Below are 14,206 nucleotides of genomic sequence, written 5' to 3'. Positions count from 1 at the left end.
TCCTGCCCTGTCCAGATCATGACTGACGGCCACGCGGAAGAAGATCAACGGCCTAATGGTCGAGTGCTCACACCACACACAGCAGGCACGACATCCCTCTAGTGATCAACTTCTCCCGCTACCAGCGGAGGCGACGGTCTTCACGAAGGTCTCGCACAACCCAGGCCTCACGAGTGCTCACCCGCCAGCAGCCACCACATCCAAGCCTGCCAAACCAGCCCGAACACAACCCATTAGGCCTCCTTGAGGGACCCAGGGTCCCGGAGGAGGCCTTCACGGCCTTCAGGGAGAGACTTGTGCGTGGGCCGTGGGCCTGCTACCACTGCCACCGGGTGGGTGTCCCGGTGAAGTCCTCGGCCCGCATGCCGAAGGCCCACGCAGGCCGGATGGCGACGACGGCGTTGACATCCGGGTCGTAGCTGTAGGCCGACGAGTACTTCGCGTTGGCCGTTTCGACGAACCCGGCGATCGCCTCCGGGTCCGTGACGAACTCCGCGACGCCGTCGAGGACGACCGGGTCGAGCGCGTCGTCGATGGTGACGGTGCAGCGGGGATCCGCGCGCAGGTTGCGCATCTTGCGCGAGGTGTGGGTGCTGCCGAACCAGAGCGCCTCGCCGTCCCAGGCCGCCCACACCGGCATCACGTGCGGCCTGCCGTCGGGCCGGACGGTCGCGACCCAGTAGTTCATCGTGGCCCGCAGTTTGTCGTCGGCCCAGGCCCAGGGCAGCAGTCCGGCTTCACCCTGTTGGGTGCCGTAACCGGGCATGTGCGGGCGGCCTGCCTTCAGCGGTTCTCGGATACCAGCGCTCATTTCCCTGCTTTCCTCTCTCAGGCGGCCGACGCGTCGTCGTCGAAGGCGAGGACGTCGTCGATGATGTCGAACAGTTCGTCTTCCGATGCCGAGTCGAGGTCGTCGTCGCCGGGCAGGGCCGGGCGCGCCTTGAGCACCATCGCTTGGAGTCTCTCGGCAATCTCGGCATCGATGTCCACAGTGGACAGGGTGGTTTCGAGCTCCCGGAGTTTCGCGAGCACGCCCCGGGTCGCGTCGGCCTGGTCGTCGCCCAGGCATTCGTCGAGGTGCGCGGCGAGCCCGGCCGGGGTCGGCTGTTCGTAGACGACGGTGGTGGCGAGGCGGAGCCCGGTCTCCGCGTTGAGCCGGTTGCGGAGCTGGATCGCGGCGAGCGAGTCCATTCCGAGGTCGCGGAACGGCTGGTGCACCCCGATCACGTCGTCGTCGTGACCGGAGACCGCGGCGACCGCGCGCACCACCAGGTCGAGCAGGACGGTCCGGCGTTCGTCGGCCGGTACCCCGGCGAGCCGATCACGCAGGGATGTCTCGGGGGCGGCCGTCGTCGACCGCTGACCTTCCACCAGTTCGTCGAACACCCGGCTGACCCGGGTGGCGGTGTGCGCGGGGGCGAACCCGGCCCAGTCGACGTCGCCGATCGCCTGTACGGCCACCGGGCGGGCGATCGCGCGATCGAGCGCCGCAAGCGCGGTCTCCGCGCTCATGGCCGACACACCTTCGTGGTGGCTCTGTCCCGGAACCGCGGTCCCCATGCCTTCGTCCGCCCACGGCCCCCAGGCCAGCGCGGTGGACGGCAGCCCGAGCGCCGCCCGGTGCTGGGCGACCGCGTCGACGGCGGCGTTCGCCGCGGCGTAGTTGGCCTGGCCGGGCGCGCCGAAGGTGCCCGCCATCGAGGAGAACAGCACGAACCGTTCGAGCGGCAGATCCTTGGTCAGTTCGTGCAGGTGCCAGGCGGCGCCGGCCTTCACCGCGAACACGGTCTCCAGCCGTCGCGCGGATTGGGCGTCCACTACGCCGTCGTCGAGGAGCCCGGCGGCGTGCACCACTCCGGTCACCGGATGCTCGGAGAGCAGGGCTCGCAGCGCTTCCCGATCGGCGACGTCGCAGGCGGCGATCGTCACGGTGGTGCCGAGCGCGGTCAGCTCGGCGCGCAGTTCTCCGGCTCCCGGCGTTTCCGCGCCACGACGGCCGGCGAGGACCAGATGTGGTGCGCCGCGGCCGGCCAGCCATCGGGCGACCCGCTTGCCCAGCGCGCCGAGTCCGCCGGTGACCAGGACGGTGCCCGACGGCCGCCAGCCCGCCCCGGTGTCCGGGAAGTCGAGTGTCCTCAGCCGTCGCACGTGGAGCCCGTCGGCACGCACCGCGAAGTGGTCCTCACTGTCGTCGCAGGTGAGTGCCTCACAGACGTGTGCCCAGTCGGCGTCGCCGGATTCCGGCGGCAGGTCGATGAGCCCTCCCCAGCGGTGCGGGGCTTCGAGCGCGACCACGCGCCCGAGTCCCCAGACGGCCGCCTGCCAGGGATCCGGCGGCGCGTCGGCGGGGCCGGTCGCGACCGCGCCAGTGGTCACCGCCCAGACCGGTGCTTCGATCGACGTCCTCTCCAAGGCCTGGACGAGCGCGAGCACGTCGGCCGTCGCGCCCGCCAGCCAGAGGACGCCGTCGGGGGCGGTCTCCGCGAGCCGTTCCGGCCAGCCGTCGGAGCCGGTGTGCCGGACGGTCCGCACCGAGCAGCCGCGTTCGCTCAGCGCCCGCTCGGCCTTGGTGACACGTTCGTCGAGGTCGTCCGCCGGTGGGGCGATCACCAGCCAGTTCCCGGTCGGCAAGGGATGCACTCGAGGATTCCTGAGCCGCCAGACGGGTTCGGTCGCGACCGGATCCTTTGTGGACTGTCGCTGGTGGATCCAGTAGCGCCTGCGCTGGAAGGCGTAGCCGGGCAGGTCCACCCGGCGGCCACCCGCGTACCACGGCGAGAACTCCACGTCGGCCCCTCGCGTGTACAACGTCGCGAGCGCGGCGCCCAGCGTCTCGGTCTCGTTCCTGCCTCGCCGGAGACACGACACGAGTTCGGTCGCGTGGTCGGCGAGGGCCTGTTGCCCCAGTGTGGTGAGGGCGTTGCCGGGGCCGGTTTCGACGACGGTGTGGGCGCCTTCGGCGGCGATCGCGCGCAGGGCATCGCCGAACCGGACGGTGTCCCTGGCGTGCCGTACCCAGTACTCCGGGGTGCTCGCGCCGGACGGTTCGAGCCGCGCTCCGGTCACGCACGAGACGATCGGCACCTCCGCCGGGCGGAAGTCCAGGGTGTCCAGGACCCGCCGGAAGCCGGCCAGCATCGGATCCATGTGCGGCGAGTGGAACGCGTGGCTCACCGCGAGCCGCGTCGCCCGGCCACCGGCGGCGGTGACGGTCGCCGCGAGAGCCAGAACGGCGTCCTCGTCACCGGAGATCACCACGGAGCCGGGACCGTTCACGGCCGCGATCCCGACCCGGCCCGGGTACTCCGCGAGCAGGTCTTCGAGTTCGTGTTCTCCCGCGCGCAAGGCGACCATCGCGCCGCCGGGCAGGGCCTGCATCAGCCGTCCTCGCGCGGCCACCAGTGCGGCGGCGTCGGCGAGCGAGAACACACCCGCGGCGTGGGCGGCGGCGATCTCGCCGACCGAGTGCCCGGCGAGCAGCCCGGGCCGTACCCCGAATCCGGTCAGTGCCCGGAACACGGCCACTTCGACGGCGAAGACGGCGGGCTGGGTGAAGTCGGTGCGATCCAGCAGTGCCGCCTCCGGGGTGCCCGGCGTGGCGAACACGATGTCGGCGAGCGGGCGTTCCAGATGCGGGTCCAGCTCCGCGCACACGTCGTCGAAAGCCTCGGCGAACCCCGGCAGCTCCTCGCGCAGCCGCCCGGCCATTCCCGGGTACTGGCTGCCTTGACCGGGGAAGACCACCGCGACCGGTCCCTCGGTGACTTCGCCGGTGAACAGGGCGGACGCCGGTTCGGCTCCGGTCAGCGCGGTCACGAGGTCGCCGGTGTCGCGGCCGAGCACCACCGCGCGGTGTCGGTGCCGGGTCCGCGTCGTGGCCAAGGAACGAGCCAGGTCGAGTGCGTCGTGGTCGGGCGTGATGTGCCGAGCCAGCCGTCGTGCCTGCTCGGCCAGCGCGCCGGGCGATGCCGCGGAGAAGACCCAGGGGATGAGAGGTCCGCCAGGCGCCGGCGCGGGTTCGAGGGTTTCCGGCTCGGGTCGCTCCAGGATGACGTGCGCGTTGGTGCCGCTGATCCCGAACGCGGACACGGCGGCGCGGCGTGGCCGGTCGGTCTCCGGCCAGGGCGTCGGTTCGGTGATCAGGGCGATCCCGCCTTCGTTCCAGTCGAGGTGCGTGCTGGGCCGGTCGTGGAGCAGGCCGGGCAGGGTGCCGTGGCGCATCGCCTCGATCATCTTGAGCACACCCGCGATTCCCGCGGCGGCCTGGGCATGGCCGAGGTTGGCCTTCGCGGAACCGACGAGCAGCGGGTGACGTCTGTCCTGTCCGTAGGTGGCTTGCAGGGCGCCCGCCTCGATGGGGTCGCCGAGGGTGGTCCCGGTGCCGTGGGCTTCGACCACGTCTATGTCCTGTGTGGACAGTCCAGCGTCGGCGAGGGCGCCGGTGATGACACGCTGCTGCGCCCGTCCGCTGGGCGCGGTGAGGCCGTTGGACGCGCCGTCGGAGTTGATCGCGGAACCCTTGAGGATCGCCAGGACGGGGTGGCCGTTGCGCCGGGCGTCGGACAGCCGCTCCAGGACGACGATCCCGGCGCCCTCGGCCCAGGCGGTGCCGTCGGCGTCGGCGGAGAAGGGTTTGCACCGGCCGTCCGGGGCGAGACCACGCTGCTCGGAGAACTCCACGAACAATTTCGGGGTGGCCATCACCGTGGCGCCGCCGGCGAGGGCGAGCGTGCTTTCCCCGTTGCGCAGGGATTGGGCGGCCAGGTGCATCGCCACCAGCGACGAAGAGCACGCCGTGTCCAGGGTGATCGCCGGTCCCTCGAAGCCGAACACGTACGACACCCGGCCGGAGGCGACGCTGCCGGCGTTGGCGACCGACACCTGGCCGACGAGGTCTTCAGGCAGCTCGGCGAGCGGGAGCGCGTAGTCCCCGCCCATGATGCCCGTGAAGACACCGGTCCTGCTGCCGCGCAGCGCGGCCGGATCGATCCCCGCCGATTCCAGCGCGTGCCACGAGACCTCCAGGAGCAACCGCTGCTGAGGATCCATCACGAGTGCCTCGCGCGGCGACAGCCCGAAGAACTCCGCGTCGAACTCCGTGGCCGTGGTGAGGAAACCGCCGTGCCGGACGTAGGACTTGCCCGGTGTGTCGGGATCCGGGTCGTAGATCCCGGCCAGATCCCAGCCCCGGTCGGTGGGGAACTCCGACACCACGTCGCGGCCCTGGGCGAATACCTCCCACAGGTCCCGCGTCGATTCCACCCCGCCCGGATAGCGGCATCCCGCGCCGACGATCACGACGGGATCGTCGTCGACGGCGCGGACCGGCGCGGGAGTGCTCGCCACGGCGCGTGGTGCCTGGTCTCCCCAGAACCTGCCGGCGAGGTACTCGGCCAGGGCGCCCGGGGTCGGGTGATCGAAGACGAGGGTCGCGGGCAGCCGCAGCCCGACCGCCTCCCCGAGACGGTTGCGCAACTCCAGCCCGGTGAGGGAATCGAAACCGAGGTCCTGGAACGCCCGGTCGCTCACGACCGAGTCCTTCGTGGTGTGGCCGAGTACCGCCGCGACCGTTCGCCGGACGAGTTCGGTCATCGCCGCCTCGTCCCGTTCCGGCGGCAGCGCGGGGCCGGCGGCGCTCGCTTCCCGCACGGCGGTCGCGACGCGCCGTGAAGGCGCGGCAAGCGTGGAGAACAGGGGCGAACGCTGGTGGCGCAGGGCGGTGACGTCCAGGCGTGCCGGTACCAGCAGCGCGGGAGCGCCGGTGAGCGCGGCGTCGAACGCCGCGAGCCCTTGCTCGGTGGGCAGGGGCAGCAGGCCGCGGCGGGCCATCCTGGCGACGTCGGTCTCGGACAGATGCCCGGTCATTCCCGTGTCGAGCGCCCACAGCCCCCACGCGAGCGACGTCGCGGGCAGGCCGAGCGCGCGGCGATGGTGGGCGAGGGCGTCGAGGTAGCTGTTGGCCGCGGCGTAGTTCGCCTGGCCGGCGTTGCCGATGATGCCCGCGATCGAGGAGAACAGCACGAACGCGGCGAGGTCCAGCCCCTCGGTCAGCTCGTGCAGATTCCGCGCTCCGTCGACCTTCGGCCGGAAGACGGTGTCCACAGTGGACTCGGTGAGCGATTCGACCGTGCCGTCGTCGAGTACGCCGGCCGCGTGGACGACCGCGGTCAGCGGGTGTGCGGCGGGGATGGCGGTGAGCACCTCGGCCAGGCGGTCCCGGTCGGCGACGTCGCAGGCGGTCACGGTCACTCGCGCGCCTGCCCTGGTCAGCTCGGTGACCAGCGCGTCTGCGCCTTCTGTGTCCAGGCCGCGGCGGCCGGTGAGCAGCAGGTGACGTGCCCCGTGTTCGGTGACGAGATGCCGGGCGATCAGACCGCCGAGGCTGCCGACGCCGCCGGTGACGAGGACCGTCCCGTCCGGGTCGAGCGGCTCTTCCCGCCGCTCAGCGGGTTCGGTCGCCCTGACGAGCCGGGGCACGAGCACCTGGCCGCCGCGGACCGCCGACTGCGGTTCTCCCGCGGCGAGCGCCTGTTCCGGTGTGCTTTCGTCGTCGAGATCGATGATCAGGACACGGTCCGGCGCCTCCGACTGCGCGGCGCGGACCAGCCCCCACACCGTGGAACCGGCGATTTCCGGCGGGTCGTCGGCGGTGGTGGCGATCGCCCGCCGGGTGAGCACGACGAGCTTCGCGGCGCCGAAGGCCTCATCGGTGATCCAGTCGCGCACCAGCTCCAGCGCCTCGATCGTGACGGCGCGCGGATCAGCCGAGGTGGTCTCTGGTCCACAATGGACGCCGACGAGATCGGGCAGCGCCGCGCCGGTGGCGAGCGACGCGCGCAGCGCGGCCAGATCGTCGAAGACGGCGAACGACGGAGTCTCCGTCCGGGCCTGGGGGACCGGAATCCAGTCCACGCGCAGCAGGGTGCGGTTCACCCGCGGCCCGGCGAGCTTGGCGAGGTCGACGTGGCGGAGGGTGAGGGATTCGATGGTCGCGACGGGGTCGCCCGCCCCATCGGACAGAGCCAGAGCGACGGCGTCGTCCCCGTCCGGGGTGACGTGCACTCGCAGAAAGGCCGAGCCGGTCGCGTGCAGATCGACCGACGTCCAGGCGAAGGGAAGCCGTACGGTGTCGTCTCCCGTCCGGCCGGCGAGGATCGCGTGCAGGGAAGCGTCGAGCAAGGCGGGGTGGATGCCGAATTCCGTTCCGTCCGCTTCCGCGGGCAGCGCGACCTCCGCGTACAGCTCCTCGCCGAGCCGCCACAAGGAGCGCAGTCCTTGGAAGGCGGGACCGTACTCGTAGCCGATGTCGGCGAGGCGCGCGTAAGCGCCATCGAGGTCGACGGCTTCCGCTCCCGGCGGCGGCCACTCCCGGAGCCCTCGCCCTGGTGTGATGGGGGTGGTCAGGGATCCGGTCGCGTGGCGGACCCAACCCGATTCGCCGTCGGAATCCGCGGGGCGCGAGTGGACGGTGAAGCTTCGGCGCCCCGGATCACCCGCGGTGACCGTGAGCTGGAGTTCGACGGCGCCCTCTGCCGGGATGATCAGCGGGCTCTCCAAGGCCAGCTCGTCCACCCGGCGGCAGCCGATCCGGTCGCCGGCGTGCAGGGCCAGCTCCACGAACGCCGCTCCGGGCAGGAGAACCGTCCCGTTCACGGCGTGGTCGGCCAGCCAGGGATGGGTCGACAGCGAAAGCCTGCCGGTCCACAACGATCCGTCGCCGTCCGCGAGGGTGACCATGGCACCGAGCAGGGGATGACCCGCGTCCCGCAGGCCCAGCGACGCGGACCCGGCGGCTCCGGTGGACGGCGTGAGCCAGAAGCGCTCGGTCTGGAAGGGATAGGTGGGCAGCGAGACGAGCCTGCCGCCGGGGAAGACGGTGTCCCAGTCGACTCCGGCACCGTGGACCGCGGCTTCGGCGAGTGAGCGCCGGAACCGGGGGAGGCCGCCTTCGTCCCGCCTCAACGTGCCCAGCGCGACACCCTCGCGCGCGGACTCGTCCAGGATCTCCTGCAGCCCCACGGTGAGCACGGGATGCGGGCTGCATTCGACGAACAACGCGTGTCCTTCGTCCGCGAGCCGCCGGATCACGCGGTCGAACTCGACCGGGTTCCGCAGGTTCCGGTACCAGTACTCCGCGTCCAGGCAGGCGGTGTCGATCAGATCGCCGGTCAGCGTCGAATGGAACGGTACTTCGCTCGTGCGAGGAGCCAGCTCCGCCAGCAGGTCGAGCAGGGGAGTGTGCAGATCCTCGACGTGGGCGGAATGGGAGGCGTAATCGACCGGAAGTCGCCTGGCCCGGACGCCCGCGTCGCGGAGTTCCGCGGTCAGTTCGTCCAGCGCAGCCGGATCGCCCGACAGCACCGTCGCCGACGGCCCGTTCGCCGCCGCGATCGACACCCTGCCGTTCCAGCGCTCGATGCGGCGCCCGGCGTCGGCTCTCGGCAGCGCGACCGAAAGCATCCCGCCCCGGCCCGACAGCGCCCGGATCGCCTTGCTGCGCAACGCCACCACCCGCGCGCCGTCCTCCAGGGACAACGCGCCGGCCGCGGTCGCCGCCGCGATCTCGCCCTGAGAATGGCCGACGACGGCGGCGGGCCGCACCCCGTGTGACTCCCACAGCGCGGCGATCGACACCATCACCGCCCACAGCACCGGTTGGACGACGTCGACGCGCTCCAGCGCCGCCTTGTCGGCCAAAGCCTCCGCCAGGAGCCAGTCCACGTGGGGTTCGAGCGCCCGTCCGCAGTCCGCCATGCGTTCGGCGAACACCGGGCTGGTGTCCAGCAGTTCCTTGGCCATCCCGACCCATTGGCTGCCCTGGCCGGGGAAGACGAACACCGGGCGCGGATCCGCCTTGTCCGTGCCGGTCAGGACCTCAGCCGCCGACTCTCCGGCGGCCAGCGCGCGGAGACCGCGGACGATCTCCTCGCGATCTCCGCCCAGGACCGCCGCCCGGTGGGTGAAGCGGGTCCGCGCGCCGGCCAAGGTGAAACCGGCGTCGTGGACGTCGAGCGCGGGGTCGGATTCGAGGCGGTCGCGCAGCCGATCCGCTTGGTCCCTGAGCGCTTCCTCGCTGTGCGCCGACAGGGTCAGCGGCACGACCGCGGCGATCCTCGGGGCCGCTTCGGGCTCGTCCGGCGCTTCTTCGAGGACGACGTGCGCGTTGGTACCGCTGATCCCGAACGACGACACCGCGGCACGGCGCTTCCGGCCGGTGTCCGGCCAGGGTGTGTGGTCCGCGAGCGGTTCGACCCGGCCCGCCGACCAGTCCACGTGCCGCGTCGGCTCGTCCAGGTGCAGCAGCTTCGGCAGCATTCCGTGCCGCATCGCCTGGACCATCTTGATCACGCCGCCGACACCGGCGGCGGCCTGCGCGTGGCCGAGGTTCGACTTGAGCGAACCGAGCAGCAGCGGACGGTCCGACGGCCGCGCCTGGCCGTAGGTGGCGAGCAGCGCCTGCGCCTCGATCGGATCGCCGAGAGTGGTGCCCGTGCCGTGCGCCTCGACGGCGTCCACATCGGAGGCACGAAGACCGGCGTCGGCGAGCGCGTCCAGGATCACCCTCTCCTGCGCCGGTCCGCTCGGCGCGGACAGCCCGTTCGACGCGCCGTCGGAGTTGACCGCCGAGCCCCGCAGCAGCGCCAGCACCCGGTGGCCGTTCCGTCGTGCGTCGGAGAGCCGCTCGACCACGAGGACGCCGACGCCTTCCGCCCACGCGGTGCCGTCCGCCGACGCGGCGAAGGACTTGCAACGGCCGTCCGGGGCGAGACCCCGCAGGCGGGAGAACTCGACGAACATCTCCGGCGTCGCCATCACGGTGACACCACCGGCGAGCGCCAGGTCGCTGTCACCCGAACGCAGTGATCGCGCCGCGAGGTGGAGCGCGGTGAGCGACGAAGAGCAGGCGGTGTCCACGGTCACCGAAGGGCCGTGCAGGCCGAACACGTAGGACAGGCGCCCGGAGACCACACTGGAGGTGTTCCCGGTGATCAGGTGCCCTTCCAGTCCGTCCGGCACAGTGTGCACCCGCGGCGCGTAGTCGTGGTGCATGACGCCTGCGAACACCGCGGTCCGGCTGCCGCGCAGGCTCGCCGGGACGATACCCGCGTCCTCGAACGCTTCCCAGGCGGCGGACAGCAGCAGGCGCTGCTGCGGGTCGGTGGTCAGTGCCTCTCGCGGTGAGATGCCGAAGAACTCCGCGTCGAATTCGGCCGCGTCGTACAGGAAGCCACCGTGACGGGTGACGGAATGCCCCTGCCTGCCCGGATCGGGGTCGTAGAGGGATTCGACGTCCCAGCCGCGGTCGCGGGGGAGTTCCCCGATCGCGTCGGTACCCTCGGCCGCCAACCGCCAGAGCCCCTCCGGATCACGGACCCCGCCGGGGAAGGTGCAGGCCATGCCGATGATGGCGATCGGCTCGTGCGCCTCGGCGGGTTCCGACACCGTCGCGGGAGGACGCCGCTCCGGTTCCTCGCCGGTCAGCAGCGAACCCAGGTGGCGGATCAGCTCTTCGGGGGTCGGGTGGTCGAAGATCACGGTTTCGGGCACCGTCACGCCCAGTGCTTCGGTGAGCCGCCTCGCCAGTTCCGCGCCCATGATCGAGTCGAAGCCCAGCTCGGTGAACAGGCGGCCGGGCGGCGCGTCGTCGAGCCCGAGTACCGCCGCCGCGTGGCCGAGGACGGTTTCGGCGATCGTGCGCTCGGTGTCCGCTGTGGACGGTGTTTCGGCGGACGGGAGCGTGTCGAGCCAGTGGCGTTCGCGCTGGAAGGCGTAACCGGGGAGGTCCACTGTGGACGGCCGTCCGCCCGGGAACAACGCTGTCCAGTTCACGGAGGCGCCTTCGGCGTACGCGGAAGCCACCGCGGTGAGGAATCCCCTGACGCCGGGCCGAAGCGGGATCTCTCGTCCGTTCGAAGTGCTGAGCACGGTGCCCGTGTGGTCGGTCGGCAGAGCAGCGAGAACCGCTTCGACCACCTCACGCGGCGTGAGCCTCCGGGTCAGATATGCCGCCGTGAACTCGCCGATACCTTCGCCGGAAACCGTTTCCGGCTCGATCCCCGAGTCGGTCAGCAAGCGGTGGAGCGCGACCTGGGACGCGAAAGTCCTGGCCGCCGCGTGGTCGCTCCGTTCACCGAAGAGCGCGAGCGTTTCGGCGAACGCCGTGGTGAACGAGGGGAAGGCGTCGCCGAGGTCTCCGGGCGCCGATCCGAACCGCAGCTCCGCGGACCAGCCGGGAACGGCTTCCGGTACCTCGGTGCTCACCTCGTCCAGCGCGGCCAGCAGTTCCGCCCGATCGCCCGCCACGACGGCGGTCCGGTATTCGAACGCGGTCCGGGTGGTGGCCAGCGACCAGGCGATCTCCGCGAAGTCCTGGTCCGGACGCGTGCGGAGGTGAGCCCGCAGCCGGTCGACCTGGGCGCGCAGCGCGGACGGCGTCCGGCCGGAAATCACGAAAGCAGCGGACGACGGTCCAGCAAGGGTGGTGCGCGGTGTGGTCTCCGGAGCCGTGGTGAGTACGACGTGACAGTTCGTGCCGCCCATCCCGAGCGAGGTGACGCCGGCGGCGCGTTCGGCGTCGTCCCAGGCCGTCCTTTCGGTACAGACGCGCAGCTTGAGCTCGTCCAACGGGATCCGTGGGTTCGGTTCGCGGAAGTGGAGGCTGGGCGGGATTTCCCCGTGGTGGACGGCGAGGGCCGCCTTGATCAGCCCGATCACCCCGGCCGCGGCTTCGAGATGGCCGAGGTTCGTCTTCACCGAGCCCACGGCCAACGGCGCCGAGCGGTGCCTGCCGTAGGCGGCGCCCAGCGCCGCGGCCTCGATCGGGTCGCCGACCTTGGTCCCGGTCCCGTGCAGTTCGACGTAGCCGACGTCGTCCGGGGAGAGGCCGGTGCCTTCGAGCGCCTGGGTCAGCACCTGTTCCTGGGCCGCCCGGTCCGGCACGGTGAGGCCGGCGCCGCCGCCGTCGTTGTTGACCGCGCTGCCCGCGATCACCGCGTAGATCCGGTCGCCGTCGGCGATCGCGACGTCCAGCGGTTTGAGGACGACGATGCCGCCGCCTTCGCCCCGCACGAATCCGTCCGCCGCCGCGTCGAAGGTGCGGCACCGTCCGCCGATGGACAGGCCACCGAATCTCTCGGCCTCACGTGCGCTCGCCGGGACCAGGTTCAGGTTCACCCCGCCGGCCAGTGCGATGGTGGATTCGCCCGACAGCAGGCTCCGAACGGCCAGGTGAACGGCGACAAGGGACGATGACTGTCCACTGTCGACAGTGATGCTCGGGCCCCGCAGCCCGCAGAAGTAGGACACCCGGTTGGCGATCAGTCCGCGCTGGAGACCGGTGAAACTGTGCTGCGTGGTGATGTCGAGTTCCTGGGCCAGCCGGGCGTAGTCGTCCCGCATCGCGCCGAGGAACATGCCGCAGTCCTGGCCGCGCAGGGTGGCCGGGACCAGGCGGGCGTCTTCCATCGCTTCCCAGGCCAGTTCGAGCGCGAGCCGTTGCTGCGGGTCGAGCACCGCCGCCTCGCGCGGTGACACGCCGAAGAACGCCGCGTCGAAACCCTCGACGTCGGCCAAGAACGACCCGTGCCGCGAACCGGCGTCATCACCGGAATCCCAGCGATCGTTCGGGACCTCGGTGACCATGTCCCTCGCCGCGCGCAGGACACTCCAGAACCCGGAAACGTCCGCCGCTCCCGCGACCCGGCAGGCCATGCCGACGATCGCGACCGATCCGGACCGCGCGAAATCTTCCCCACCAGACATGGCTCCGAAACTACGGCCGCCGCCGAAGCGCGAGCCAGGCCGCCGAGTGCATCGGGCACATCGGAAGAACAGAAGTATTACCAGGTCATGAGCATGGCAGCGGAGCAAAGACGGAGGTGTGCGGCCGGCGGCGTGGCGGGCAGAGTGGCGTCCATCGACTCGACCACGGGGGCGCTGAGAATGACTTCGCTCGACGAACGCGAACGGGTGGCGGAACCGGGGAATCCGCTGCACGTCCTGCTGGACCCCGCCATGCGGATCGATCCGCATCCGACCCTGGCCAGGCTGCGGGCCGCGAGCCCGCTCGTCACGCCGGACGGCACGGTGGTCGTCGGGGACTACGCGAGTTGCCTCGACGTGATGCGGAATCCGGCGATGGGCAACGACACCCTGGACTCGCCCGGGCTGCGTGGCCTGGTGCCGAACAGTGGGGCGAAGCAGGTTCTCGACTCGATCTTCTTCATGGACGGCGGTGACCACGGCAGGCAGCGGCGGCTGATTTCCAAGGCCTTCACCCCGAGGATCACCGCGCGCTATCGCCCGTGGATCGAGAACATCGTCGACGAACTGTTCTCCGAGATCGCCGGTGCGGACGAATTCGACGCGGTCGGCGAATTCGCCAATCTGCTGTCGATCCGGATCATCTGCGAGCTCCTCGACGTTCCGATGTCCGATGTGGACGTTCTCAAGGAGTGGTCGGACGACCTCGCGCTCGCGACCGAGCTTCCGACGCTGGTCGCCGGGTTCCGGCGGCTGGGCCTGCTGTCGCCGGAGGAGCTGGCCGTGGTCGACCGCACGTGCGCGTCGATGCACGCCTATTTCGCCGACCTGATCTTCAAACGCCGCCGTGCTCCCGGTGAGGACCTCGTGTCCAGCCTCATCCGCACGGAGGACCGCGGGCAGACCTTGGCCCGGCACGAGGTGACGAACGTGCTCGTCACCTTGTTCGCCGCCGCGCACGAGTCGGTCACGAACCTGATCACCAACGGGATCCTCGCCCTGCACCACCATCGCGATCAGCTGGCGCTGCTGCGAGCCGACCCGGCGCTGGCCGCGCCGATGGCCGACGAGGTGCTCCGTTACGACGCGCCCGTCCAGCTGACCGCCAGGGTCGCGCTGAGCCCGACCACCGTCGCGGGTCTCGACGTCGACGCCGGGACGGTGGTGATCCTCCTGCTCGCCGCCGCGAACCGGGACGAGGCCGAATTCCCCGAGGCGGACCGGTTCCTGATCTCCCGGACCACCAAGCGTATGCAACTGGCCTTCGGCGCGGGCCCGCATTTCTGCATCGGTTCCAGTCTCACCAAGCTCGAAGCCGAGCTCGCCTTCCGTGCCGTCGCCGAGCGGTTCACCGAGTTCGAGGTCGACGAGGGTTCGCTGGAGTACCGCCGCCACGTGGTCGTCCGCGGCCTGCGGAAGATGACCGTCCGCGTCTCGCGCTGAA

3 protein-coding genes are annotated in these 14,206 nt (G+C 71.2%); 1 reads left to right on the top strand and 2 read right to left on the bottom strand.

The window, feature by feature from the left end; translation table 11 throughout:
* Positions 1-316 precede the first annotated feature (316 nt).
* Together ACOCEP_RS31670 and ACOCEP_RS31665 are read right to left on the bottom strand one after the other, a co-directional pair.
* Positions 317-811, bottom strand: coding sequence for a TIGR03618 family F420-dependent PPOX class oxidoreductase (locus tag ACOCEP_RS31670; RefSeq protein WP_482332788.1), 495 nt, complete (start codon positions 809-811; stop codon positions 317-319).
* Positions 812-828: 17 nt separating this feature from the next.
* A complete protein-coding gene (locus tag ACOCEP_RS31665) occupies positions 829-12,762 on the bottom strand; it encodes an SDR family NAD(P)-dependent oxidoreductase (protein WP_482332787.1) in 11,934 nt (3,977 codons plus the stop codon).
* Between the two features lie 180 nt (positions 12,763-12,942).
* Between ACOCEP_RS31665 and ACOCEP_RS31660 the strand changes: the two genes are divergently transcribed.
* Positions 12,943-14,205, top strand: a complete 1,263-nt coding sequence (locus tag ACOCEP_RS31660; protein ID WP_482332786.1) for a cytochrome P450 — start codon at positions 12,943-12,945, stop codon at positions 14,203-14,205.
* Position 14,206: the final 1 nt, after the last annotated feature.

The sequence above is a fragment of the Amycolatopsis sp. CA-211722 genome (genome assembly GCF_056828465.1).
Note: the sequence above shows the minus strand (reverse complement) of the source record. Positions and strands in the feature narration are given on the sequence as shown.

Coding starts and splice junctions, on each gene's coding strand:
- ACOCEP_RS31660 (WP_482332786.1), top strand. CDS start 12,943: ATGACTTCGCTCGACGAACGCGAACGGGTGGCGGAACCGGGGAATCCG.
- ACOCEP_RS31670 (WP_482332788.1), bottom strand. CDS start 811: ATGAGCGCTGGTATCCGAGAACCGCTGAAGGCAGGCCGCCCGCACATG.
- ACOCEP_RS31665 (WP_482332787.1), bottom strand. CDS start 12,762: ATGTCTGGTGGGGAAGATTTCGCGCGGTCCGGATCGGTCGCGATCGTC.